This window comes from Paraburkholderia sp. J41 (assembly GCF_905220235.1).
Taxonomy (GTDB): Bacteria; Pseudomonadota; Gammaproteobacteria; order Burkholderiales; family Burkholderiaceae; genus Paraburkholderia.
Map to the genome: position 1 here is coordinate 1 of NZ_CAJMZE010000036.1, position 22,883 is coordinate 22,883.

At 63.3% G+C, this 22,883-nt stretch carries 24 protein-coding genes and 2 tRNA genes; 22 read left to right on the plus strand and 4 right to left on the minus strand.

Annotated elements, in window-relative coordinates; genetic code table 11:
• On the minus strand, window positions 1-111 hold a 111-nt coding region (locus U5805_RS26545), incomplete at its 3' end, for an FAD-binding protein (protein ID WP_322106535.1).
• Window positions 112-294: 183 nt separating this feature from the next.
• On the opposite strand from U5805_RS26545, the gene U5805_RS26550 reads away from it, so the two are divergent.
• Together U5805_RS26550 and U5805_RS26555 are read left to right on the plus strand one after the other, a co-directional pair.
• Window positions 295-1,071, plus strand: a complete 777-nt coding sequence (locus U5805_RS26550) for an SDR family oxidoreductase (protein ID WP_322106489.1) — start codon at window positions 295-297, stop codon at window positions 1,069-1,071.
• Between the two features lie 81 nt (window positions 1,072-1,152).
• A complete protein-coding gene (locus U5805_RS26555) occupies window positions 1,153-1,602 on the plus strand; it encodes a thioesterase family protein (protein WP_322106490.1) in 450 nt (149 codons plus the stop codon).
• A gap of 127 nt (window positions 1,603-1,729) precedes the next feature.
• Here the strand turns inward: U5805_RS26555 and U5805_RS26560 are convergent, their stop codons facing one another.
• A complete protein-coding gene (locus tag U5805_RS26560) occupies window positions 1,730-2,302 on the minus strand; it encodes a LuxR C-terminal-related transcriptional regulator (protein ID WP_322106491.1) in 573 nt (190 codons plus the stop codon).
• Between the two features lie 246 nt (window positions 2,303-2,548).
• Between U5805_RS26560 and U5805_RS26565 the strand changes: the two genes are divergently transcribed.
• The 15 genes from U5805_RS26565 to U5805_RS26635 all read left to right on the plus strand — a co-directional run bounded on the left by U5805_RS26565 (window position 2,549) and on the right by U5805_RS26635 (window position 16,888).
• The gene (locus U5805_RS26565) at window positions 2,549-3,268 is read left to right on the plus strand and encodes a CoA transferase subunit A (protein WP_322106492.1); all 720 of its coding nucleotides are present in this window, start codon (window positions 2,549-2,551) and stop codon (window positions 3,266-3,268) included.
• Window positions 3,269-3,283: 15 nt separating this feature from the next.
• Window positions 3,284-3,925 (plus strand): CoA transferase subunit B, encoded by a 642-nt coding sequence (locus tag U5805_RS26570; protein WP_322106493.1) that lies wholly within the window; start codon window positions 3,284-3,286, stop codon window positions 3,923-3,925.
• A 310-nt stretch (window positions 3,926-4,235) separates the two neighbouring features.
• A complete protein-coding gene (locus U5805_RS26575; protein WP_322106494.1) occupies window positions 4,236-5,129 on the plus strand; it encodes an alpha/beta hydrolase in 894 nt (297 codons plus the stop codon).
• 130 nt (window positions 5,130-5,259) lie between these two features.
• Window positions 5,260-5,613 carry a RidA family protein gene (locus tag U5805_RS26580; RefSeq protein WP_112176741.1) on the plus strand — a complete coding sequence of 118 codons (354 nt, stop codon included), beginning with the start codon at window positions 5,260-5,262 and terminating at the stop codon, window positions 5,611-5,613.
• Window positions 5,614-5,724: 111 nt separating this feature from the next.
• On the plus strand, window positions 5,725-7,986 hold the full coding sequence (locus tag U5805_RS26585) for a bifunctional (p)ppGpp synthetase/guanosine-3',5'-bis(diphosphate) 3'-pyrophosphohydrolase (protein WP_322106495.1): 2,262 nt from the start codon (window positions 5,725-5,727) through the stop codon (window positions 7,984-7,986).
• 106 nt (window positions 7,987-8,092) lie between these two features.
• Window positions 8,093-8,169 (plus strand) — tRNA-Val (locus U5805_RS26590).
• A gap of 272 nt (window positions 8,170-8,441) precedes the next feature.
• Window positions 8,442-10,349 (plus strand): threonine--tRNA ligase, encoded by a 1,908-nt coding sequence (thrS, locus tag U5805_RS26595; protein ID WP_322106496.1) that lies wholly within the window; start codon window positions 8,442-8,444, stop codon window positions 10,347-10,349.
• Between the two features lie 49 nt (window positions 10,350-10,398).
• Window positions 10,399-10,920 (plus strand): translation initiation factor IF-3, encoded by a 522-nt coding sequence (infC, locus tag U5805_RS26600; protein ID WP_322106536.1) that lies wholly within the window; start codon window positions 10,399-10,401, stop codon window positions 10,918-10,920.
• A gap of 320 nt (window positions 10,921-11,240) precedes the next feature.
• Window positions 11,241-11,438, plus strand: coding sequence for a 50S ribosomal protein L35 (gene rpmI / locus U5805_RS26605; RefSeq protein ID WP_004191477.1), 198 nt, complete (start codon window positions 11,241-11,243; stop codon window positions 11,436-11,438).
• A 29-nt stretch (window positions 11,439-11,467) separates the two neighbouring features.
• Window positions 11,468-11,827: a 50S ribosomal protein L20 gene (gene rplT / locus U5805_RS26610; protein WP_004192938.1), complete on the plus strand. Its 360-nt coding sequence runs from the start codon at window positions 11,468-11,470 to the stop codon at window positions 11,825-11,827.
• Between the two features lie 231 nt (window positions 11,828-12,058).
• Complete coding sequence (pheS, locus tag U5805_RS26615; protein ID WP_322106497.1) at window positions 12,059-13,072, plus strand: phenylalanine--tRNA ligase subunit alpha; 1,014 nt, start codon at window positions 12,059-12,061, stop codon at window positions 13,070-13,072.
• Window positions 13,073-13,191: 119 nt separating this feature from the next.
• Window positions 13,192-15,657 carry a phenylalanine--tRNA ligase subunit beta gene (pheT, locus tag U5805_RS26620; protein ID WP_322106498.1) on the plus strand — a complete coding sequence of 822 codons (2,466 nt, stop codon included), beginning with the start codon at window positions 13,192-13,194 and terminating at the stop codon, window positions 15,655-15,657.
• A gap of 92 nt (window positions 15,658-15,749) precedes the next feature.
• Entirely contained in the window at window positions 15,750-16,160 is a 411-nt protein-coding gene (locus tag U5805_RS26625; protein WP_028204248.1) for an integration host factor subunit alpha, read from the plus strand.
• A gap of 131 nt (window positions 16,161-16,291) precedes the next feature.
• Window positions 16,292-16,690, plus strand: coding sequence for a MerR family transcriptional regulator (locus U5805_RS26630; protein ID WP_322106499.1), 399 nt, complete (start codon window positions 16,292-16,294; stop codon window positions 16,688-16,690).
• A gap of 121 nt (window positions 16,691-16,811) precedes the next feature.
• A tRNA-Pro gene (locus U5805_RS26635) sits at window positions 16,812-16,888 on the plus strand.
• Window positions 16,889-17,018: 130 nt separating this feature from the next.
• On the opposite strand, the gene U5805_RS26640 is transcribed toward U5805_RS26635, so the two are convergent.
• Window positions 17,019-17,360 (minus strand): FxLYD domain-containing protein, encoded by a 342-nt coding sequence (locus U5805_RS26640; protein ID WP_322106500.1) that lies wholly within the window; start codon window positions 17,358-17,360, stop codon window positions 17,019-17,021.
• Between the two features lie 428 nt (window positions 17,361-17,788).
• Here U5805_RS26640 and U5805_RS26645 point away from each other — a divergent pair, with 428 nt between their 5' ends.
• The 5 genes from U5805_RS26645 (at window position 17,789) to U5805_RS26665 (ending at window position 21,654) form a co-directional block, all read left to right on the plus strand.
• Window positions 17,789-18,727 carry a DMT family transporter gene (locus U5805_RS26645; protein WP_322106501.1) on the plus strand — a complete coding sequence of 313 codons (939 nt, stop codon included), beginning with the start codon at window positions 17,789-17,791 and terminating at the stop codon, window positions 18,725-18,727.
• A 342-nt stretch (window positions 18,728-19,069) separates the two neighbouring features.
• Window positions 19,070-19,486: a hypothetical protein gene (locus U5805_RS26650; protein ID WP_322106502.1), complete on the plus strand. Its 417-nt coding sequence runs from the start codon at window positions 19,070-19,072 to the stop codon at window positions 19,484-19,486.
• 121 nt (window positions 19,487-19,607) lie between these two features.
• Window positions 19,608-20,174, plus strand: a complete 567-nt coding sequence (locus tag U5805_RS26655) for an acyloxyacyl hydrolase (protein ID WP_322106503.1) — start codon at window positions 19,608-19,610, stop codon at window positions 20,172-20,174.
• An 83-nt stretch (window positions 20,175-20,257) separates the two neighbouring features.
• Complete coding sequence (locus U5805_RS26660) at window positions 20,258-20,575, plus strand: DUF190 domain-containing protein (RefSeq protein WP_322106504.1); 318 nt, start codon at window positions 20,258-20,260, stop codon at window positions 20,573-20,575.
• 227 nt (window positions 20,576-20,802) lie between these two features.
• Window positions 20,803-21,654 carry a 3-hydroxybutyryl-CoA dehydrogenase gene (locus U5805_RS26665; RefSeq protein WP_322106505.1) on the plus strand — a complete coding sequence of 284 codons (852 nt, stop codon included), beginning with the start codon at window positions 20,803-20,805 and terminating at the stop codon, window positions 21,652-21,654.
• A gap of 98 nt (window positions 21,655-21,752) precedes the next feature.
• Here the strand turns inward: U5805_RS26665 and U5805_RS26670 are convergent, their stop codons facing one another.
• Entirely contained in the window at window positions 21,753-22,850 is a 1,098-nt protein-coding gene (locus U5805_RS26670) for an aldose epimerase family protein (RefSeq protein ID WP_322106506.1), read from the minus strand.
• Window positions 22,851-22,883: the final 33 nt, after the last annotated feature.

Here is a 22,883-nt window from a genome sequence, read left to right on the forward strand (position 1 = left end):
TTTCAGGCGTATCGCCGCAGACAGCCCGGCGGGGCCGCCGCCGACGATCACCACGTCGTATTCCATCGACTCGCGGGGACCGTATTGCTCCAAGAGACTTGCGGGGGTCATCAAAGCTCCTCTTGCCATTAGAATGCTTTTTTCGGGTTCGTATTGTCGGGGAACGTTCCTCGTGCCGCAACCCAACGGGCTCAGCGGGCGTATATCGCACGATCGTGCTATTCTACGCGCCCCGCTTGGCTTGGCTGTCACGCCGCGTTCTGGCGCTTTTTGACTATTCAACAGGAACCGGAAATGGGCCGTTCGATTAATCTGGAAGGCAAGGTCGCGATGATCACGGGCGCCTCGAGCGGGCTTGGCAAGCGCTTCGCCCAGGTGCTCTCGCAAGCCGGCGCGAAGGTCGTGCTGGCCAGCCGCCGCGTGGAGCGGCTCAAGGAATTACGCGCCGAAATCGAGGCCGACGGCGGCGCGGCGCATGTGGTTTCGCTCGACGTGACCGACTATCAGAGCATTCGCTCGGCGGTCGCGCACGCGGAGACCGAGGCGGGCACGATCGACATTCTCGTCAATAACTCGGGGGTTTCGACCACGCAAAAGCTCGCCGACGTCACGCCCGCCGACTACGAATACGTATTCGACACCAACACGCGCGGCGCATTTTTCGTGGCGCAGGAAGTGGCCAAACGCATGATCATGCGCGGCAACGGCGGCGCCAATCCCGCGTACCGCATCATCAACATCGCTTCGGTCGCGGGCCTGCGCGTGCTGCCGCAAATTGGGCTATACGCCATCAGCAAGGCTGCCGTCGTACACATGACGAAGGCGATGGCGCTCGAATGGGGCCGGCACGGCATCAATGTGAACGCCATCTGCCCCGGCTATATCGACACCGAGATCAACCATCACCACTGGTCGACCGACCAGGGGCAAAAGCTCGTTTCGATGCTGCCGCGCCATCGCGTGGGCACGCCCGCCGACCTCGACGGCCTGCTGCTATTGCTCGCGGCCGACGAGTCGGCGTTCATGAACGGCTCGATCATCACCGCCGACGACGGTTTCGGGCTCGCGTGATTGCGCCGGTTCGGCGCTTGCGAGGGTTCGTGCCGGCACCGGCATTCTGTTCAACCGCATCAACGAAGAAGTCGCAGTGCAATGAATGCAACGAGTGATTACCATCCCGTATTCGAAATGACCATGCCGATCCGCTGGGGCGACATGGACGCGTTCGGCCACGTCAACAACACCGTGTACTTTCGCTACATGGAGCAGGTGCGCATTTCCTGGTTCGAGCACCTTGGCGTGGCCTCCGAAAGCGGCGGCGGGCAGGGGCCGGTGATCGTCAACGCTTCGATGGAATTCCTCAAGCAGTTGCATTATCCGGGCGACATTGTGTGCACGATGACGGTGGGTCAGCCGGGCCGCAGCAGTTTCGACACCGGTTTCGAGCTGCGCCGCGCCGACGAACCCGACACGCTCTATGCGCGCGGCAACGCGCGCTGCGTGTGGATCGATTACGCGGCCGGCAAGTCGGTGCCGATTCCCGGCACGCTGCGCGAGACGCTCGAACACGCCGGTCTCGTGAAGGCCGATCGCATTGGCTGAGCGACTGAGCGACCGAGCGACCGAGCGACTAAACGACTGAGCAGCCGATCGACCAGGCGGCCGATCGGCCGGTTCATCGGCTGACGTGCGGCATGGCGTGGCGCGAAGCGGGCGATGCCGCCGCGCTTTACTGCCCGAGCAGCCGTTGCAGCAATTCGGTTGCGTTGCCCGTGTCGTACTTGCGCATGAGGCGCGCGCGGTAAACGTCTACCGTGCGCGAGCTGATGTCGAGAATGCGTCCGATCTGCTTGCTGGTCTTGCCAGTGACGAGCTGCGCGGCGATCTCGCGTTCGCGCGGCGTGAGTTCCACGGCTACGCGGCGCGTCGCGCTCAGGTCCTCGAAGGTCCAGACGCCGGCCGCGTGCGGCGCGGTGCGGTCGAGCGAGCGGCCGGTTACGTGGCACCAGAACAGGTCGCCGTCGGCGCGCTTCATGATGCGGTCGTCGGCGTAACTGCCTTGCGCGGTCATGATGGGCGGAATGCGCGTGCCGATGCGCTCGAATTCGTCCGCCGACGGATACAGCACCTGGAACGACCGGCCGATCAACGATTCGCGCGCGCAGCGGAAAATGGCGGCGACCTGCTCGTTGCAGTCTTCGATGATGCGCTCGCGCGCGAGCACGAGCCCGATGGGCGCGAGATGGAACGCGGTCTGGTAGTCGAGGGCGGAGCGTGCGCGGGGTTGAGTTGGAGCGGCCATGGGGCTGTGCGGGTATTGCTTTATGTAGTTTTGCGTATTGTGCCGCAACAGGCGGCCAGCGTACGCTTTGCACCCATCGGAGGGTCGCGCGCGCGGGGAGTTCTGGCTTTGCGCGCGTGGCCCGGCCGGGCTGCCGGCTTCACGGCAACGCCTCCGGCGCATGACTAGAATGAGGCTTCCGGGCGCGCTCGACGTCCGCGTGCCACACCGGATCGGCGGATTTCCATTCGAGGAAGGGACACACTGATGAACAAGGTCTACAAAAGCGCCGCGGCCGCGCTCGAAGGCATCGTCAAGGACGGACAGACTTTCGCGGTCGGCGGCTTCGGGCTGTGCGGCATTCCGGAGGCGCTGATCGGCGCGCTGCGCGATTCGGGCGTGAAGGGCATCACCTGCATCAGCAACAACGCGGGCGTGGATGGCTTCGGGCTCGGCCTGCTGCTGGAAACGCGCCAGATCAAGAAAATGATTTCGTCGTACGTGGGCGAGAACAAGGAGTTCGAGCGCCAGTATCTTTCGGGCGAACTCGAACTTGAATTCACGCCGCAAGGCACGCTCGCCGAAAAGCTGCGCGCGGGCGGCTCGGGCATTCCGGCGTTCTTCACGAACACCGGTTTCGGCACGCTGATCGCCGAGGGCAAGGAAACGCGCCAGTTCGGCGAGAACCACTACGTGCTGGAGCACTCGCTCACGGCCGACGTGGCGCTCGTGAAGGCGTGGAAAGCCGATAAATCGGGCAACCTGGTCTATCGCCGCACGGCGCGCAACTTCAATCCGATGTGCGCGATGGCCGGCAAGATCACGGTGGTCGAGGTCGAGGAGATCGTCGAGAACGGCGAACTCGACCCGGATTCGGTGCATACGCCGGGCATCTTCGTGCAGCGCATCGTGCTCAACGCGCAGCCGGAAAAACGCATCGAACAACGCACCGTGCGCGCTGGGTCGGGCAACGCAGCGGCCAACTGAACAGGGAGACCGACCATGGCATGGAATCGTGACGAAATGGCCGCGCGCGCGGCGAAGGAACTCCAGGACGGCTTCTACGTGAACCTCGGCATCGGTCTGCCCACGCTCGTGGCGAACCATGTGCCCGAAGGCGTGGAAGTATGGCTGCAATCGGAAAACGGCCTGCTCGGCATCGGCCCGTTCCCGACCGAGGATCAGGTGGACGCCGACATGATCAACGCCGGCAAGCAGACCGTGACCACGCTGCCGGGTTCGTCGATCTTTTCCTCGGCGGATTCGTTCGCGATGATTCGCGGCGGCCACATCAATCTCGCCATCCTCGGTGCGATGCAGGTGAGCGAGAAGGGCGATCTCGCCAACTGGATGATTCCGGGCAAGATGATCAAGGGCATGGGCGGCGCGATGGATCTCGTTGCGGGCGTCAAGCGCGTGGTCGTGCTCATGGAGCACGTGGCGAAGGGCGACCAGCACAAGATTCTCGAAGCATGCACGCTGCCGCTCACGGGCGTGGGCGTGGTCGATCTGATCATCACCGACCTCGGCGTGATCGAAGTGAGCGACGCGGGTCTGAAAGTGACCGAACTCGCACCTGGCGTGACGGTGGACGAAATCAAGACGAAGACCGGCGCGCCGCTCGATGTGAGCACGGTGAGCTGAGCGTCGTAGCAGTATCGGCATGATCCAGGCGGGCGGGACTTCGGTCTCGCCCGTTTCGTTTTTGGGTTGAGTCGGGGATGTCGCATTGTTGCGCGTTGGCGGGCGCTTGAAACCTCGGCAGAACGGTCTATGCCGGTCGGCCAGGCACAGGGGCGCGGCGAGGCCGCCGCCGTATGCCGAAGCGCCGTTTGAGGCGGTTTCGCCGGCCGGTTGCCGAGGGCGTTACGGCCGATGCGGCGCGATAAAGCCGTTTACAATCGGTCGAACGGAATGTCTTGAAGCAACGCGTCTTTTCAGCGAGGACCCAGCGATGACCGACACGACTGCCACGCCGCGCCAACACCATGTGCAGTGCCTGAGTCCTTCGGGATTGCATCGCATCGCCTACACCGAGTGGGGCGATCCGGCCAATCCGCGCGTGCTCGTCTGCGTGCATGGGCTCACGCGCTCGGGGCGCGACTTCGATCGTTTTGCCGCGGAAATGGCGGGCGATTACCGCGTGGTGTGCCCGGACGTGGCGGGGCGCGGCCTCTCGGCGTGGCTTGCCGATCCGCGCGGCTATGGCGTCGCGCAATACGTCGCCGACATGGTGACGCTGATCGCGCGTCTGAACGTCGAGCAGGTGGACTGGTTCGGCACGTCGATGGGCGGCTTGATCGGCATGGCGCTCGGCGGCTTGCCGGGCACGCCGGTCCGCCGCATGCTGCTCAACGACATCGGGCCGCATATCGAGCCGGCGTCGCTCGCGCGCATCGGCCAATACGTCGGGCGCGACGAGCGGTTCGCCACGCTTCAGGACGGCATCGACAACGCGGCGCAACTTGCCGCGTCGTTCGGGCCGCTCAGCGCGGGCGATTGGCGCGAAATCAACACGCCGCTGCTCCATGAAGTCGACGGGCAATGGCGCTATCGCTATGATCCGCGCATCGCGGAGCCGTTCAGGGCCGTTACGCCCGAGCAGAACGAAGAGGGCGAAAAATTCCTGTGGCGCTCGTTCGCGGCATTTCCGGGGCCGCTGCTCGTCGTGCGCGGCGCGCTTTCCGATCTGCTTTCCCGGGAAACGGTCGCCAAGATGGTCGAGACCGGGCGCGACGTATCGAGCGTGGAAATCGAAGGCGTCGGGCACGCGCCGGCCTTTCTTGCCGCCGACCAGATTGCGATCGCACGCCGTTTCTTCGACGGGATGCCCTCTCGCGGGTCATAATATGAGATTGGGCGGCATATTCCGTGGCGTTGATGCGTGACAGGTGGCGTGGGAGGTTGGCGCCAGTTGCGCGGATCGACGCCGGCTCGGGAAACGGCCCGTATCGTCAAATTTCTGAACAGGAATGCTCATGGCAGTCATCCGTCACCACGTCGGTCCGCGTCTTTCGGAAACCGCGATCCACAACGGCACCGTCTATCTGGCGGGCCAGATCGCCGAGGACACGAAGCAGGACATCGCCGGTCAGACGCGCGAAGTGCTCGGCCATATCGACCGCCTGCTCGGCGAAGCGAACAGCGACAAATCGCTGCTGCTTTCGGTGCAGATCTACATCGCCGAGATGAAGGATTTCCCCGGCATGAACGCCGAATGGGACAAGTGGGTGGCGCAAGGCGCGACGCCGCCGCGCGCAACCGTCGAAGCGAAGCTCGCCAATCCGGAATGTCTCGTCGAGATCGTCGTGGTAGCCGCGCAGCGCGATTAAGCGCATTGAGCGTAGTCGGGCGCGCGATTCGCGCATGCGGCGCAACCGTTCCGGTTGGCCGTCCTGTCTGGTTTGTTGTCGCCTGTCCGGTGCGCCGGCGGGCATGGTCTCATGAGTAGCGACACCGTACCTTCCGCTTCGCCTTTACCGGCCGAGGCCCCCGCCGGCCTTGCCGCGTTGCCGTCGCTCGACGACGCGTTGGCGTTCGTGCGCGAGCACGCGGGCGACGCGCGCCTGTCCACGGGCGAGCCGCTGGTCGAGCACGCGCAGGGCACGGCGGCGCTTGTGAGCCGGCTCAATGTCGATCCGCCCGCGGTGCTGGCGGCGGCGCTTTTCAATCTTGTGCCGCATCTCGACAATCCCGAGGCGACGATCGAAGCGCGCTTCGGCGCGGAAGTCGCGCGGCTCGTGCTCGATGTGCGCAAGCTGCTGCGCCTCGGCACCGTGAGCCTGCGCGCGGCGCAGCAGTCCACGGCGGAAACCGGTCGCGAAAGCCGCGACGCGCAGGCCGCCCGGCGCGCCCAGGTCGAAGCGCTGCGCAAGATGCTGCTTGCGTTTGCGCAGGACATTCGAGTGGTGTTGATCCGGCTCGCGTCGCGCTTGCAGTCGCTGCGCTATTACGCGGCCGCGAAGGTGACGCCCGCGCCCGAGATCGCGCGCGAATCGCTCGAAATTTACGCGCCGCTCGCGAACCGGCTCGGCATCTGGCAGTTGAAGTGGGAGCTGGAGGATCTGGCGTTCCGCTTCGAGGAGCCGGTTACTTACAAGCGCATCGCGAAGCTGCTCGACGAGAAGCGCGCGGAGCGCGAAACCTACGTGGCCGAGGCCATCGCGCGCTTGCAGAGCGAACTGGCGGCGGCGCATATCGACGCCGAGGTGAGCGGTCGGCCCAAGCATATCTACAGCATCTGGAAAAAGATGCGCGGCAAGGATATCGACTTTTCCGAACTGTACGACGTGCGCGCGTTTCGCGTAATCGTGCCCGACATCAAGGACTGCTACACGGTGCTCGGCATCGTGCATAACCTCTGGCAGCCGGTGCCGCGCGAGTTCGACGACTATATTTCGCGCCCGAAGCCCAACGGCTATCGTTCGCTCCACACGGTCGTGGTCGGCGACGACGGCCGCGCGTTCGAAGTGCAGATTCGCACGCAGGAAATGCATCAGTTCGCGGAATACGGCGTGGCGGCGCACTGGCGCTACAAGGAAGCGGGCGCGAAGGGCTATGGCGGGCAGTTCAGCGCGAGCAGCACCTATGACGAGAAGATCGCATGGCTGCGCCAGTTGCTTGCGTGGAAAGACGACGTGGCGGACGGCCCGCAGCCGTGGGAGCAACTGCGTCAGACCACGCTCGACGACGACCACATCTACGTGCTCACGCCGCAGGCGCGCGTGATCGCGCTGCCGCAAGGCGCGACGCCGCTCGACTTCGCGTATCACCTGCACAGCGAACTCGGCCATCGTTGCCGCGGCGCGCGCGTGGACGGCGCGATGGTGCCGCTCAACACGCAGTTGCGCAACGGCCAGACGGTGGAGATCGTCTCGGTGAAGGAGGGCGGTCCGTCGCGCGACTGGCTCAATCCGCAGCTCGGTTATCTTCATAGCCCGCGCGCGCGGCAGAAAGTGCGCGCGTGGTTCAACGCGATCGACGCGCAGGAAAATATCGCGAACGGCCGCGCGATGGTCGAAAAAACGCTCCAGCGCGAAGGGCGCACGTCGGTCAATCTCGACCAGCTCGCGGCAAAGCTCGGTTTCAAGACGCCCGACGATCTCTTCAGCGTGGTCGGCAAGGAAGAGTTCAGCCTGCGCAACGTGGAGCACGCGCTGCACGACGCGAGCGCCGCCGAACCCGAAGAGGAGACGCCCGAGCAGATCACGAAGCGGGCGAGCGGCGCGAACGTCGCGCACGGCGGTTCGTCGGGCGTGCTGGTCGTGGGCGTGGACGCGCTGCTCACGCAACTCGCGCGCTGCTGCCGCCCGGCGCCGCCCGACGACATCAGCGGTTTCATCACGCGCGGCAAGGGCATGTCGATTCACCGCAGCGACTGCCCGACGTTCATGCGCATGGCGCGTCGTTCGCCCGAGCGCGTGCTGCACACGACCTGGTCCGCCGACGTGATGGGCGGGCGCGGGCAATCGGTGTATCCAGTCGATATCGCGATCGAGGCCGCCGACCGTCAGGGCTTGCTGCGCGACATCTCCGAAGTGTTTGCGCGCGAAAAAATGAACGTGATCGGCGTGAAGTCGCAGTCGCGGCGCAACACGGCGTTCATGCAGTTCACCGTGGAAGTGTCGAATTCGGCGCAAATCCAGCGCGCGTGCGTGCTGCTGGGCGAAGTGGCGGGCGTGGTGCGGGCGTCGCGCCGGGGCTGAGCGTATGCCGTGTTGCCTTCCGCATGGCTTCGTTTGCATCGCTTTATGCCGCAGCGCAAAAAATGCTTGCCAAGCGCCGTGGCATCGGTCATAATCTTCTTTCTCTAGGCTCGTAGCTCAGCTGGTTAGAGCACCACCTTGACATGGTGGGGGTCGTTGGTTCGAGTCCAATCGAGCCTACCAACGAAATCGAGGTCCGGGCGTTGCCGGGGCTTCAAATGCAGGAAACGCCGCAAGGCGAATTTACGGCGATACGGTTATGGCACCGCGAACGTTGACCGAAATCACTTCGGAGCGACGCTAGTCGAGGACCTCTTTCGCCCCTGCAGTCTGGTTTGAAAAGTGAATGCGGCCCCTCGAAAGCGGGGCCGCATTTTTTTTCGCCGCGAGCTTTCGGCGCGGGTCTGTCCTCACAGAACATTGGATGTGCCCGCAAGGCACCTTTGGAGAAAAACATGGTTGCGATACGTCTGCCCGACGGTTCGGTTCGACAGTACGATCATCCCGTCACGGTTGCCGAGGTGGCGGCCTCGATCGGCCCCGGCCTCGCCAAGGCGGCGTTGGGCGGCAAGCTCGACGGCGAACTGGTCGATACGTCGACGCTGATCGACCGCGACGCATCGCTCGCCATCGTCACGGACAAGGACGCCGACGGTCTCGACATCATCCGTCACTCCACGGCGCACTTGCTCGCGTACGCGGTGAAAGAGCTTTACCCCGAAGCGCAGGTCACGATCGGACCGGTTATCGACAACGGTTTCTACTACGACTTCGCCTACAGCCGTCCTTTCACGCCGGAAGATCTCGAAAAGATCGAAAAGCGCATGCAGGAGCTCTCGAAGAAGGACGAACCGGTGACGCGACGGGTGGTTTCGCGCGGCGAGGCGGTCGACTATTTCAAGAGCATCGGCGAGAAGTACAAGGCCGAGATCATCGAGTCGATTCCGGGTGCCGAGGAAATCAAGCTGTACTCGCACGGCGGTTTCACGGATCTGTGCCGCGGTCCGCACGTGCCGTCCACGGGCAAGCTCAAGGTCTTCAAGTTGATGAAGGTCGCGGGCGCGTACTGGCGCGGCGACGCGAAGAACGAGCAGTTGCAGCGCATTTACGGCACGGCCTGGACGAAGAAGGAAGATCAGGACCAGTACCTCCACATGCTCGAGGAGGCCGAAAAGCGCGACCACCGCAAGCTCGGCAAGCAGCTCGATCTGTTCCACATGCAGGACGAGTCGCCGGGCATGGTGTTCTGGCACCCGAAGGGCTGGACGCTCTGGCAGCAGGTCGAGCAGTACATGCGCGGTCGCCTGCGCGAAGTGGGCTACGACGAAATCAAGACGCCGATGATCATGGACCGCTCGCTGTGGGAAGCGTCGGGTCACTGGCAGAACTATCGTGAAAACATGTTCACGACGGAGTCGGAAAAGCGCGACTATGCGATCAAGCCGATGAACTGCCCGGGCCACGTCCAGGTGTTCAACCACGGCCTGCGCTCGTACCGCGACCTGCCGCTGCGTTACGCGGAATTCGGCTCGTGCCACCGCAACGAGGCGTCGGGCGCGCTGCACGGTTTGATGCGCGTGCGCGGCTTCGTCCAGGACGACGCCCACATTTTCTGTACCGAAGACCAGTTCATCAGCGAGTCGATCGCCTTCAACACGCTGGCGATGAGCGTCTACAAGGATTTCGGATTCGATCACATCGACATCAAGCTGTCGCTGCGCCCCGATTCGCGTGCCGGCACGGATGAAACGTGGGATCGCGCCGAGCAGGGTCTGCGCGACGCGCTGACGGCCTGCGGCGTGCAGTGGGAAGAACTGCCGGGCGAAGGCGCGTTCTACGGGCCGAAGGTCGAGTACCACATCAAGGACGCGCTGGGCCGCTCGTGGCAGTGCGGCACGCTGCAACTCGACATGGTGCTGCCGGAGCGCCTTGGCGCCGAATATGTGAGCGAGGACAACAGCCGTCGCCGCCCGATCATGCTGCATCGCGCGATTCTCGGCTCGATGGAGCGTTTTCTCGGTATTCTGATCGAGCACCATGCGGGCGCGATGCCTTCCTGGCTCGCGCCGGAGCAGGTCGTTGTGATGAATATCGCGGAAAGTCAGGCCGAATACGCGGCAAATCTGGTCCAATCGTTGCAAAAACAAGGGGTTAGAGTGTCGGCTGATTTGCGCAATGAGAAAATTAGCTATAAAATACGTGAGCACACGCTTGAGAAGGTCCCGTACCTGCTTGTCGTCGGCGACAAGGAGCGTGAAGCACAAACGGTAGCCGTGCGTGCCCGTGGCGGCGTCGATCTGGGTGTCATGCCCGTCGACGCATTTGCTGAGCGTCTGGCGCAGGACGTCAGAACGTTCAAGTAAGCCACCTGGCAGCGCGGCTCGTTTTTTTAATTTTTAGAGGAAACGTAACATCGCTACGGATAAGTCGCATCGCATCAACGGTGAAATCACTGCACCCGAGGTGCGTCTCGTCGGAATCGAGAATGAGCCGCTCGGCATCGTAAAGCTGGCCGATGCGTTCCGCATGTCGGAACAGCAGGACGTCGATCTGGTTGAAATTGCTCCGCAAGCCGTGCCGCCCGTGTGCCGCTTGATGGATTACGGCAAGTTCAAGTACCAGGAGTCGAAGAAGCAGCACGAGGCCAAGCTCAAGCAGAAGGTCATCCAGGTCAAGGAAGTCAAATTCCGCCCGGGCACCGATGACGGCGATTACAACGTCAAGCTGCGCAACCTCGTCCGCTTCCTCGAGGAAGGCGACAAAACGAAGATCACGTTGCGTTTCCGGGGCCGCGAAATGGCTCACCAGGAAATCGGCATGCGCATGCTCGAGCGTCTGCGCACCGACCTCGAAGAAGTCGGTCAGGTCGAGCAGATGCCAAAGATGGAAGGGCGCCAGATGATCATGGTGCTCTCGCCGAAGAAAAAGAAGTAAAGGCATGCCGCGTGGCCTAAATGCGCGGCGCCTTGGCAGTACCCGATCGTAGTACCCCGATCGCAGTATGAATACGCCTTGCCGGCCGCGCCGTTATCGCGGCGGGCAAGGCGGGATGCAGGTTCCGGAACGGCGCCCGCGCGTCGCACGAACAGTGCGGCAAACGGGCGTTTTTCCTGAAAGCGGCGGCGAGCTTGCCTTTTTGGAGCAGCCAGTCGCCAAAACAAGTGGAGTGGGTTTCGAAGGGCGGAGTTCGGGCAACGCGTGAAAGCGCCGCGCCAACCGCACACCCATGTCCATCAAATAATGGAGTTGTCGTCATGCCGAAGATGAAGACCAAGAAAAGCGCTGCGAAGCGCTTCGTGGTTCGTCCGGGCGGTACCGTCAAGCGCGGTCAAGCCTTCAAGCGTCACATCCTGACCAAGAAGACCACCAAGAACAAGCGCCATCTGCGCGGTGCAACGGCTGTTCATGATTCCGATCTGAACTCCGTGCGCGCAATGCTGCCGTTCGCGTAACCCTCAACCGATACTCATAGGAGCGAAACATGCCTCGAGTCAAACGTGGGGTTACCGCACGGGCCCGCCACAAGAAAATCATCAACCTGGCCAAGGGTTACCGCGGCCGTCGCAATAACGTCTATCGCATCGCCAAGCAGGCGGTCATGCGCGCGGGCCAGTACGCCTACCGCGATCGCCGCAACAAGAAGCGTGTGTTCCGCGCACTGTGGATCACGCGTATCAACGCGGCGGTGCGTCAGCACGACATGACCTACAGCGTGTTCATCAACGGCCTGAAGAAGGCTTCGATCGAACTCGACCGCAAGGTTCTGGCTGACATGGCTGTGTTCGACAAGGCTGCATTTGCTGCGATCGTCAAGCAGGTGAAGGCCGCCGTCGCTGCCTAAGCGTCAGCATAGGTATTGCGCAGGTTCGTTGCAGCAGACATTCCGGTCGTTTCGGTGATGCTGCAACAAAAACGGGGCTCCTCACCGAGCCCCGTTTTTGTTGGTAGTGACGCTTCCTGCGCCGCTTCGCAACGCTGCCTTCACGCCGTCATCGCCGTGTTCGAGCATGACGGACCGTAACGCGCAGCGCTGCCCCAAGTCTCAAACTCCGACGCTGAAAAGATGGGATCAATGGATCTGGACCAGATTGTCACCGACGCGCAACGCGCCTTCGCTTCCGCCTCCGACGTCAACACGCTTGAAAACGAAAAAGCGCGCTTTCTCGGCAAGTCCGGCGCGCTGACCGAGCTGCTCAAGGGGCTCGGCAAGCTCGACCCCGAAACGCGCAAGACCGAAGGCGCGCGCATCAACGCCGCCAAGCAGCAGGTCGAAGCCGCGCTTAACGCGCGCCGCCAGGCGCTGGCCGACGCGCTGCTGAACCAGCGTCTCGCCGCCGAGGCGATCGACGTCACGCTGCCGGGCCGCGGCGCCGGCACGGGCAGCCTGCATCCGGTGATGCAAACCTGGGAACGCGTCGAGCAGATTTTCGGCTCGATCGGCTTCGACGTGGCCGATGGTCCCGAGATCGAAACCGACTGGTACAACTTCACCTCGCTCAACAGCCCGGAAAACCATCCGGCGCGCTCTATGCAGGACACGTTCTACGTGGACGGCAAGGACGCCGACGGCCGTCAACTGCTGCTGCGCACGCACACGAGCCCGATGCAGGTGCGCTACGCGCGCACGCACACGCCGCCGATCAAGGTGATCGTGCCGGGCCGCACGTATCGCGTGGACAGCGACGCCACGCACTCGCCGATGTTCAACCAGGTCGAAGGCCTGTGGATCGAAGAGAACATCAGCTTTGCCGATCTGAAGGGCGTCTACACCGACTTTCTCAAGAAGTTCTTCGAGCGCGACGACATCCAGGTGCGCTTCCGTCCGTCCTACTTCCCGTTCACGGAGCCGTCGGCGGAAATCGACATGATGTTCGAGCACGGCAAGAACGCGGGCAAGTGGCTCGAAATCTCGGGCTCGGGCCAGGTGCATCCGACCGTGATCCGCAACATGGGCCTCGACCCGGAGCGCTATATCGGCTTCGCGTTCGGCAGCGGCCTCGAGCGCCTCACGATGCTGCGCTACGGCGTGCAGGACTTGCGTCTGTTCTTCGAGGGCGACCTGCGCTTTTTGCGCCAGTTCGCGTAATCGAAGCGACGCCGCAGCGGCAACGTCGCTTGCAGAGCGCGAGGCGGACGCGGCACTTCCTCGAGTGCGCGAGAACCCGCCTTCGCGACGGTCACAATCTGTCTGGAACGTAAAACCAAATGCTATTCCCCGAATCCTGGCTGAGAAGCTTTGTCGATCCGAAGCTCACGACCGATGAACTGGCCCATGCGCTCACGATGGCCGGTCTCGAAGTCGAAGGCCTGAGCCCGGCCGCGCCGCCTACCACGAAGATCGTCGTTGGCCGCGTGCTTGAAGTCGTCAAGCACCCGGACGCGGACAAGCTCAACGTGTGTCAGGTCGATGCGGGCACGGGCGCGACGCTGCAAATCGTGTGCGGCGCGCCCAACGTCGCGCCCGGCATCAAGGTGCCGGTGGCGCTCGTGGGCGCCGAACTGCCGCCGCCCGAGGAAGGCGGCAAGCCGTACGCGATCAAGCTCTCGAAGCTGCGCGGCGTGGAAAGCCAGGGCATGCTGTGCTCGGCGCGCGAACTCAAGCTTTCCGAAGATCACAGCGGCCTGATGATTCTCGCGGAAGACACGCCCGTCGGTCAGGACATTCGCGAGGCGCTCAACCTCGACGACACCGTTTTCGAAATCAAGCTCACGCCGAACAAGGCCGACTGCCTTTCGGTCTATGGCGTCGCGCGCGAAACCGCCGCGATCACGGGCGCGCCGTTGCAGGCGCCTGTCTATCCCGCGGTCGAAGTCAAGCTCGACGGCGCCGGCGCGCGGTTGCCCGTGAAGATTTCGGCGCCCGATTTGTGCGGCCGTTTCTCGGGCCGCGTGATTCGCGGCGTGAACGCGCGCGCGAAAACACCGGCGTGGATGGTCGAGCGCCTCGAACGTTCGGGCCAGCGCAGCATCTCCGCGCTCGTCGACATCTCGAATTACGTGATGCTCGAGCTGGGCCGCCCGTCGCACGTGTTCGATCTCGACAAGATCCACGGTTCGATGGACGTGCGCTGGGGCAAGAAGGGCGAATCGCTCAAGCTGCTCAACGGCAACACGGTGGAGGTCGACGAAACCGTGGGCGTGATCGCCGACGACCGCGAGATCGAAAGCCTCGCGGGCATCATGGGCGGCGACAGCACGGCCGTCACGCTCGACACCACCAACATCTATCTCGAAGCGGCCTTCTGGTGGCCGGACGCGATTCGCGGCCGCTCGCGCCGCTACAACTTCTCGACCGATGCGGGCCATCGTTTCGAGCGCGGCGTGGATTGGTCGACGACCGTCGAGCATATCGAGCGCATCACGCAACTGATTCTCGATATTTGCGGCGGCGCGGCCGGCCCGATCGACGATCAAACGGTGAACGTGCCCGAGCGCGAGCCGGTGACGATGCGCGTCGCGCGCGCGAACCGCATCATCGGCGTGACGATTGGCGGCGACGAGATCGCGCAGATTTTCACGCGTCTGGGTTTGACGTTCGAGCGTGGCGTGAACGAGGCGGGCGAGGAATCGTTCAGCGTGACGCCGCCGCCGTATCGCTTCGACATCGAGATCGAGGAAGACCTGATCGAGGAAGTCGCGCGTATTTACGGCTTCGAAAAGATTCCCGCGCTGCCGCCGGTCGCGCGCAGCGAAATGCGCGCGACCCACGAAACGCGCCGTTCGATCCACGCGATTCGTCATGCGCTCGCCGCGCGCGACTATGCGGAGACGATCAACTTCAGCTTCGTCGATGCCGAATGGGAGCAGGACCTCGCGGGCAATGCGAATCCGGTGAAGCTGTTGAACCCGATCGCGAGCCAGCTTTCGGTCATGCGCACGACGCTGTTCGGCAGCCTCATCAACGTGCTGCGCCACAACCTCAACCGTCGCGCCGACCGCGTGCGCGTATTCGAGGCGGGCCGCGTGTTCCTGCACGATCCCGCGATCAAGGCGGGTGAGATGGCCGTGGAAGGCTTCGCGCAGCCGAAGATGATCGGCGCGCTTGCCTACGGTCCCGCGCTCGAGGAGCAGTGGGGCGCGCCCGCACGCGGCGTGGACTTCTTCGACGTCAAGGGCGACCTCGAAGCGATGTTCGCGGGTCTCGGCGTTGCGAAAACTCCGCGTTTCGTGAAGGCCGAACATCCGGCGCTGCATCCGGGACGCAGCGCGCGCGTGGAAGTCGAAGGCCGCGCCGTGGGCTGGATCGGCGAACTGCATCCGCGCTGGATGCAGAAATATGATCTGCCGCATGCGCCGATTCTTTTCGAAGTCGATGCCGACGCGTTGATGGCGCGCGATCTGCCCATGCCGGCCGAAGTCTCGAAATTTCCGCCGGTGCGCCGCGACATCGCGCTTGTCGTCGATCAAAAGATCGAAGTGCAAGCACTGCTCGACGAGTTCCGCAAGGGGATGCAGGACGAGCCTGCACGGATTGTGCAGAGGGTTGCGCTTTTCGATGAATTTCGTGCAAAATCAAATACTTCCGGACTTGGCGCGGACGAGAAAAGCCTTGCCTTCCGGGTGACCCTGCAAGATACTGGCGGAACGCTTCAGGACGAGACGGTCGATGCGGCCATCAAGTCCCTGGTGGATCGCCTGGCTCGAGTATTTGGCGCCCGGCTGCGCGGATAAGCTCCCCGGCTCATCACGTACCGACATCGGCTTCCGGTTTGCGAGCGTGCATGCCACTGCAAGCAACCGGAAGCGCGCCATTTCATAGATAGATGAACGAAATGAACTCGAGTGATTTCGAAGCCCTTCTTGCGGCACAGCGTAGCGCCATGATTCGCGACATTCCTGCCTCGTCGGCAAGCGCCACGAACGACACGCCCACGCTGACCAAAGCCGAACTCGCCGAGCTGCTGTTCGACAACGTCGGCTTGAACAAGCGCGAGGCGAAGGATATGGTCGAAGCCTTCTTCGAAGTGATTCGCGACGCACTCGAAAGCGGCGACAGCGTGAAGCTCTCCGGCTTCGGCAATTTTCAGTTGCGCGACAAGCCGCAGCGCCCCGGCCGCAATCCGAAAACGGGCGAGGCGATTCCCATCGCCGCGCGCCGCGTCGTCACGTTCCATGCAAGCCAGAAATTGAAGGCGCTGGTGGAAAGCGGCGCCGAAGCAAGCTTTCCGCGCTGACGTTCCGTGCGTGCGCGCTCGCGCCGGTGGCAGGATGATGGCGAGCGTGCATCGTATGAGCTGAACGAGCGAACTTCTTGGACCCAGGCGGCGACGCCTCATTGCGCAACCACCACGACGGCAACCCGGCGATGACATCGACAATCGAAAAGGTCGTCTTGCCTCCGATTCCCGCCAAGCGCTACTTCACCATTGGCGAAGTGAGCGAACTGTGCGGCGTGAAGCCCCATGTGCTGCGTTATTGGGAGCAGGAGTTCACGCAGTTGAAGCCGGTGAAGCGGCGCGGCAATCGTCGCTATTACCAGCATCACGAGGTTCTGCTGATTCGCCGTATTCGCGAGTTGCTCTACGAACAGGGCTTCACGATCAACGGCGCGCGCAATCGTTTGGACTCGCATGGCGCGATGGTGGAAGAGGCCGCGCAAACGGAGGCGGCCGCGGCAGCGGGTGTGGAAAGCACGACGGCGCTAGTGAATGTCGATCAACTGCGCAAGGAACTGCTGCATGTGATCGATCTGCTTGGCCGTTGAGCGCGGCATCGAATCGTTCGCGATGAGTTGAGTGACTTGAACGGGTCACGACGCGCTTGTTGAGGAATTCCGTTCGAAGCGGTTCTAATTAGAGAAACTGTCTGTTATACTCTCTAGCTCTCGGGGCGTAGCGCAGCCTGGTAGCGTACCTGCATGGGGTGCAGGTGGTCGGAGGTTCAAATCCTCTCGCCCCGACCAGATTAAAACCCGCGTAATCGAAAGATTACGCGGGTTTTTTCTTTGCGTGCTCCGGTTTTGAATGTTTCCCGTGGCTCGTTGAGCGGGAACTCGACTGCACGCGGGACGACGAACCCGGCCGAAAAGCCACCTACGACGTGCTGACCGAAGCTACCACGGCGCGCTGATACGGCCGCGAAGTCACTGCGCGAAACTTCCATTGCTGCATCGGACCGATACCGTTTGCCGTTGCCGACGTCGTACCCACGATCGTGCCGTTCGCGTCGAGCAGATTGATTGCGATGGTCGCGCTTCGAATCGTGTCGTTGGTCGTGTTCGTTGCCGTGCCGCTGATATAGCCGGAAGCCGATTCCGACGCTTCGCCCGTATAAACCGTTGCGCTCAGATCGTCGATCTTCAATGCGTCTTCCGCATGCACGGAAGCGGCCGCAAAGGCAATGAGCGAAGCCGCGAATGCAAGTCTCTTCTTCATGGTGAGGCCTTTCGTGAGGTAGGACTCGCTATTGAAACGCGTAAGTCGAGACAAGCCTCTGAGCGGCATCAAAAGACGGTGCGCCTATGACGTTCGTTAAGGCCGAGGTTCTGATATACGCAGACGCATTCTGCAATTGTCCTAAATACGTCGGGAAGAATTCGCGCAATTTAAGGGGCGGCGAGAGAAGGGCGGAGGCCGTTGTTTTGCAGGCGGCAGCAAGGCGCCGCGCTCGCCGTCACCGACCGTCGAACCGGACCGCAAGATCCGGCTGTTAATTTTTCTCACATATCGGTGAGAATCCTTCGTTATACGGCAAGCGTTGCACGCCTTACGATATCCGTACCACCGCGTTCGCAGCACGAATGACGTTCACGCGTCCGAGCCCGGCCGCCTTCGTCCTGCGAGCGCTTCAAAGCGCCATCCCCATGAATCCGATCGAACTCGCGCAACTCGTCTTTCTGGCCGCCCTCTGGGGCGGGTCATTTCTCTTCATCCGCGTCGGCGTGACCGACTTCGGCGTGGCGCCGTTGATGGCGTTGCGCGTGGGGATCGGCGCGACGTTTCTCTTGATCGTGCTGTTTTCGCGGCGTCCCCCGCGCGAAGCATTCGGCGCGTTGCGTGCGCGCGCGTGGCCGCTGCTCGTCGTCGGCATTCTCAATTCCGCGGCGCCGTTCTGCCTGTTCGCGTGGGCCGAGCTGACGCTTTCCGCGGGCGTGACGTCCGTCATCAACGCCACGACGCCGCTCTGGGGCGCCGTGGTCGCTTACGTATGGCTCAAGGACCGCTTGAGTGGCTTGCGCGTGGCGGGACTGGTGATCGGTTTCGCGGGCGTCGTCGCGCTCGTCTGGGATCAGGTCGCAACGCATGCGGGCGACGGCGCGTCCACCGCTTCGGCCGCGCTCGCCGCATTGGCTGCACTTCTCGCCTCGGCGCTCTACGGCGTGGCGGCGAGCTACACCAAGCGTCACCTCACGGGCGTCGATCCGCTCATGGTGGCCGCCGGCACCATGAGCGCCGCAACGCTCGTGCTTGCGCCGTTCGCGGTTGCCGCTTGGCCTGCCACCGCCATTTCGGTTCACGCGTGGGGCGCGGTGCTCGCGCTCGGCGTGGCATGCACGGGCGTCGCGTACCTGCTGTTCTTCCGCTTGATCGCGTCGATCGGCCCGGCACGCGCGATCACGGTTACGTTCGTGATTCCCATCTTCGGCATTCTGTGGGGCGCGCTCTTTCTGGGCGAGCGCGTTTCGGTCGGCATGGCCGAGGCGTGCGTGGCGATTCTCATCGGCACCGCGCTCGCAACGGGCTTCGTCAAGCGTTTGCCCGGGTTGCCCGCGCGCCAGAGCGGCGCGCGCGCGGAGCGCTGACCGGCTTCGTTTGCAACGCGGCAGCCGCGCGCTGCCAACGTCACGCTTTTCTTGAGGCCGCAACGCAGGTTGCGGCTTTTGTTTTTTCGCGCTTGATTTTCACCGCCCGCATGTCACGTAACACGCGGTCCGCGTGTAGCCGTTCTTCGCCGGTACGCGTGCATTGTTCATTCGATTCGCGCTAATGCCGGTTGAATGGCCGCCGGTAATTCACGCCAAAAGAATAAGCGGCAAAGCGAATCCCCGCGGTTATTCCGTTTTTAAAAGCGATTTGGCTATTTCGCTTACGCGAGGCCGCGCATCACGCCCGCCGGATTGAAAGCCATCAGTCAGGAAGTCCATATGACGGGCGTTTCCAGCCGATGCGGTCTTGCCGGCTCGCGAGCAGGCTCACGAGTTCGCGGCTACACTCCGGTTTCAAACGCGCACGAAATATTTGTGAACGTTGCAGTGCGGAATTGCAGCGGCGTTGCCGTGCGTTTCGGTTTTTCTTTTATGCAATGGCGCAATGACGTAACACGCGTAATGAGTCGCGGCTTATCGGTTCGTTTCCGGGCGAGCGTGGCAGCGATTAAAAAGCGGCGCACGAAAATTGCTGTTGGCGAACCGATGCAATCAAGTCGGCGATCCATTGCATCTGCGGCGGTTTATTCGCCGTGGGAACCGATGGTTTTGAGCGGTAGTTTTGAGCCCCGCGCAGTGAGTCCGGCAAATGGGGGCCGGCCGCACGGCGCGATTCGAATCAGCAAATCGATGTGAGGCATGGCGGCCGCGAACGTTGCGCGGGCCGCGCGACGGCATGCCCTGGCAACGGTCGTCCACGCGCACGGCGCCGTCGCTTTTGCCGTTTCATGCCGGATCATCCGTATCGGGGATTTACATGACACAAGGAAAGTCGGTCTGGCGGGCTCATCTCGTGCGGGGGGCGCTCGTCGCGCTAAGCGCGTTCGGAGCGGCGAGCGCGCACGCGGACACATGGGGCGTTCAAATCGCGCCGGGCGTGGCGGACAACGACGTCAAGAAGCTCGACTTCGGGCTTGTCTGGGACCCGGGCCTTCAGTGGTGGCACTTCGCCGGCTATCACTTCACCGTGGTCGGCGAAGCCCACGTCGCGTACTGGAAGCTCGACGATCCGAACGCGATCTACGCGAACACCTGGGAGTTCGGCGCGACGCCGGTGTTCCGCATCGTCAAGGACGCCGGCTGGTTCCGTCCGTTCTTCGAAGCCGGCGTTGGCGTGCGCCTGCTCTCGCACGTACGGCAGACGCCGTTCCGCACCATGTCTTCGTCGTTCCAGTTTGCCGACATGGTTGGCGTGGGCGCACAGTTCGGCGAGCATGCGAACTATCAGGCGGGCTTTCGCTTCCAGCATATTTCGAACGCGGACATCAAGCGGCCGAATCCGGGCCTGAATTTCAGCGAAATCTATCTGCAATACAACTTCTAGGACGCGGGTGCAGACGGGCCGCATGCTAGTATTTTTTTGCATGCCGCCCGTCGTGCGGCATGCGGAACTGCATGGGAGTTCATATGGCCGCAGGCAGTCAACTCACCGTCTACACGAGCCGCAAGCAAAAGAAAGGACATCAATCGGCGGTTGCGTGGATTCTGGAAGCCGCCCAGGCGCAAGGCGCGCCCGGCGTCACGGTACTCGAAGGCTATGAAGGTCTCGATACGCACGGCAAGCTGCACGCCGCCCACTTTTTCGATCTCGCCGACGAGCCCGCCGTGGTGCTGATCGTCGCCGACGCGCCCACCATCGACGCGCTGCTCGTCACGCTCGGCACGAGCGGCATCGAACTTTTCTACACGCGCACCGCGATCGAATTCGGCCGGATCGGCGGCTGAACGCCGGGTGCCGTTCAGGCACTTTGCAGGCACTTTGCTGCATCCCGCACCGTCCGCATGCACCGGCACTATCATGCTGCTACCCCCCGTCGCACGGCTTGGGCTTCCTGCTGTGCAACCGCTACACTACAGCGCTTGATGCAGCGCACCACGCATGGCGCTGCATGACCGGCATTTCTTTTCATAGGCGGCACGCCGGCGTCGCGGACAAGGAGCGAGGAGCAGGCATGGCAATCGAAACAGTGGGGATCGTGGGCGCGGGCACCATGGGCAACGGCATTGCACAAGCCGTGGCCGTGGCGGGACTTAAGGCGGTGATGATCGACGTGACCGACGCGGCGCTGCAAAAAGGCGTCGCCACGCTGACGCACAGCCTCGAGCGGCTCGTCTCGAAAGGCAAGCTGGAAGCCGGCGCGCGCGACGCCGCGCTCGGCCGCATCGCAACCACGACCGATTACCAGCGCCTTTCGGGCGCGGACCTCGTGATCGAAGCCGCCACGGAAAACGTCGAGCTGAAAACGCGCATCCTCAAGCAGATCGAAGCCGCCGCGCGCCCCGACGCCATCATCGCCTCGAATACGTCGTCGATCTCGATCACCGCGCTCGCCACCACGCTTGCCGATCCGTCGCGCTTCATCGGCATGCACTTCTTCAATCCTGTGCCGATGATGCCGCTCGTCGAAGTGATCAGCGGACTGCAAACGCGCGCCGAGGTGTCGCAGGCGGTGCGCGACCTCGCGCAACGGCTCGACAAGACGCCGATCGCGGTGAAAAACGCGCCGGGCTTCGTCGTGAACCGCATTCTCGTGCCGATGATCAACGAAGCGTTCTTCGTGCTGGCCGAAGGGGTCGCGAGCGCCGAGGAAATCGACGCGGGCATGAAACTGGGCGCGAATCATCCGATCGGGCCGCTCGCGCTGGCCGACCTGATCGGCCTCGACGTTTGCCTGTCCGTGATGGACGTGTTTCTCAAGGACTTCGGCGACTCGAAATATCGTGCATGTCCGCTGCTGCGCGAAATGGTCGCTGCCGGTCAGCTCGGCCGCAAGACCGGCCGTGGCGTGTATCAGTACGCCTGAGCGCACGAGTTCGGGTTAAGCGGCTGAAAAGTGCATGCGGGCGGTGCTGACCGCGCTTCGCCCGCGTCATGCATGCATTCGATTTCCGGTGTCGCGTGTCAGGCGAGCACGCTCAGGCGATATTGCGTGGTCTGGCAATACGTCTTGCCGGGCCGCAGCACCACTTCTTCACACGCGGGCGCTTCCATGTTGATCTGGTTCGGAAAGCCGCCCGCTTCGAGGCACAGCCCCGCGTGACGCACGCACGGCGCGCCGCGCCGCGCCGGCTGGCCCTCCAGATAATTCCCCGTGTAAAGCTGCAAGCCGCGCTGGTCGGTGGAGACCGCGAGTTCGCGCCCGCTGGCGGGCTCGTAGACGCGCGCGACCGTGCGCACGGGCCAACGTCCCGCCGTGGCCAGCAGCGTGCCCGGCGTTGTTTCCGGCGCGCGCAGCACGTAGCAATGATCGAAGCCGCGCGCGCGTTCGAGTTGCGCGTTGGGCCAGTCGAGCCGCGCGCCGAGCGGGGCGCCGTGACGGAAATCGAATGCACTGCCCGAAACGTCGGCGATGCGCACGGGAATCATCTGAGGATCGACTTCGAGGAAGGCGTCCGCGTCGATCGTCAGCACGTGGCCGCGAATGTCGGCGTCGGGCTCGCCGGAGAGATTGAAGTAGCCGTGGCTCGTGAGATTGAGCACCGTGTGGGCGTCGGTCACGCCTTCGTAGTCGATGGTCAGCGTGCCGTCGTCGTCGAGCGTGTAGCGCACCTGGACGCTCACGTTGCCGGGAAAGCCGCCGTCGCCTTCGGGCGAATCGAGCCGAAACAACAGCGAGCCGCGATCTTCTTCCACCTGCCAGAGCTGGCGGTGGAACCCGTTTGCACCACCATGCAGCAAATTGCCGTTTTCATTGCGGTCGAGTGCATAGTCGATGCCGTCGAGCGTGAAGCGCGCGTGCGCGATGCGGTTCGCCCAGCGCCCGATGAGGCCGCCCATGTAGGTCGTGGCCGCGAGATAGCCGGCGGGCGTGTCGTGACCGAGCAGGATTTCGGCGAGCCGGCCCGCGCGGTCGGGCGCGAGCCACGAGACCAGCGTTGCGCCGAGATCGCTGATCCCGACCTTCATGCCTTGCGCGTTGCGCAGCGTGTGGAGGCGCACGGGATCGCCGCCGGGCAGCGCGCCCCACGGTTCGGAAGACAGATGAGCAAGACTGTTCATGAGGCGATGAGTGCGTGAATGGCTGGGCGGTCG

What these genes read in the sequence shown, in the direction of transcription:
- U5805_RS26625 (WP_028204248.1), top strand. Translation starts at nt 15,750, where the DNA reads ATGAACGAAATGAACTCGAGTGATTTCGAAGCCCTTCTTGCGGCACAG.
- U5805_RS26565 (WP_322106492.1), top strand. Translation starts at nt 2,549, where the DNA reads ATGAACAAGGTCTACAAAAGCGCCGCGGCCGCGCTCGAAGGCATCGTC.
- U5805_RS26655 (WP_322106503.1), top strand. Translation starts at nt 19,608, where the DNA reads ATGACACAAGGAAAGTCGGTCTGGCGGGCTCATCTCGTGCGGGGGGCG.
- U5805_RS26665 (WP_322106505.1), top strand. Translation starts at nt 20,803, where the DNA reads ATGGCAATCGAAACAGTGGGGATCGTGGGCGCGGGCACCATGGGCAAC.
- U5805_RS26645 (WP_322106501.1), top strand. Translation starts at nt 17,789, where the DNA reads ATGAATCCGATCGAACTCGCGCAACTCGTCTTTCTGGCCGCCCTCTGG.
- U5805_RS26660 (WP_322106504.1), top strand. Translation starts at nt 20,258, where the DNA reads ATGGCCGCAGGCAGTCAACTCACCGTCTACACGAGCCGCAAGCAAAAG.
- U5805_RS26670 (WP_322106506.1), bottom strand. Translation starts at nt 22,850, where the DNA reads ATGAACAGTCTTGCTCATCTGTCTTCCGAACCGTGGGGCGCGCTGCCC.
- rpmI (WP_004191477.1), top strand. Translation starts at nt 11,241, where the DNA reads ATGCCGAAGATGAAGACCAAGAAAAGCGCTGCGAAGCGCTTCGTGGTT.
- U5805_RS26555 (WP_322106490.1), top strand. Translation starts at nt 1,153, where the DNA reads ATGAATGCAACGAGTGATTACCATCCCGTATTCGAAATGACCATGCCG.
- U5805_RS26560 (WP_322106491.1), bottom strand. Translation starts at nt 2,302, where the DNA reads ATGGCCGCTCCAACTCAACCCCGCGCACGCTCCGCCCTCGACTACCAG.
- U5805_RS26650 (WP_322106502.1), top strand. Translation starts at nt 19,070, where the DNA reads ATGACGGGCGTTTCCAGCCGATGCGGTCTTGCCGGCTCGCGAGCAGGC.
- U5805_RS26570 (WP_322106493.1), top strand. Translation starts at nt 3,284, where the DNA reads ATGGCATGGAATCGTGACGAAATGGCCGCGCGCGCGGCGAAGGAACTC.
- U5805_RS26575 (WP_322106494.1), top strand. Translation starts at nt 4,236, where the DNA reads ATGACCGACACGACTGCCACGCCGCGCCAACACCATGTGCAGTGCCTG.
- pheS (WP_322106497.1), top strand. Translation starts at nt 12,059, where the DNA reads ATGGATCTGGACCAGATTGTCACCGACGCGCAACGCGCCTTCGCTTCC.
- U5805_RS26550 (WP_322106489.1), top strand. Translation starts at nt 295, where the DNA reads ATGGGCCGTTCGATTAATCTGGAAGGCAAGGTCGCGATGATCACGGGC.
- rplT (WP_004192938.1), top strand. Translation starts at nt 11,468, where the DNA reads ATGCCTCGAGTCAAACGTGGGGTTACCGCACGGGCCCGCCACAAGAAA.
- U5805_RS26585 (WP_322106495.1), top strand. Translation starts at nt 5,725, where the DNA reads ATGAGTAGCGACACCGTACCTTCCGCTTCGCCTTTACCGGCCGAGGCC.
- U5805_RS26640 (WP_322106500.1), bottom strand. Translation starts at nt 17,360, where the DNA reads ATGAAGAAGAGACTTGCATTCGCGGCTTCGCTCATTGCCTTTGCGGCC.
- pheT (WP_322106498.1), top strand. Translation starts at nt 13,192, where the DNA reads ATGCTATTCCCCGAATCCTGGCTGAGAAGCTTTGTCGATCCGAAGCTC.
- U5805_RS26630 (WP_322106499.1), top strand. Translation starts at nt 16,292, where the DNA reads ATGACATCGACAATCGAAAAGGTCGTCTTGCCTCCGATTCCCGCCAAG.
- U5805_RS26580 (WP_112176741.1), top strand. Translation starts at nt 5,260, where the DNA reads ATGGCAGTCATCCGTCACCACGTCGGTCCGCGTCTTTCGGAAACCGCG.
- thrS (WP_322106496.1), top strand. Translation starts at nt 8,442, where the DNA reads ATGGTTGCGATACGTCTGCCCGACGGTTCGGTTCGACAGTACGATCAT.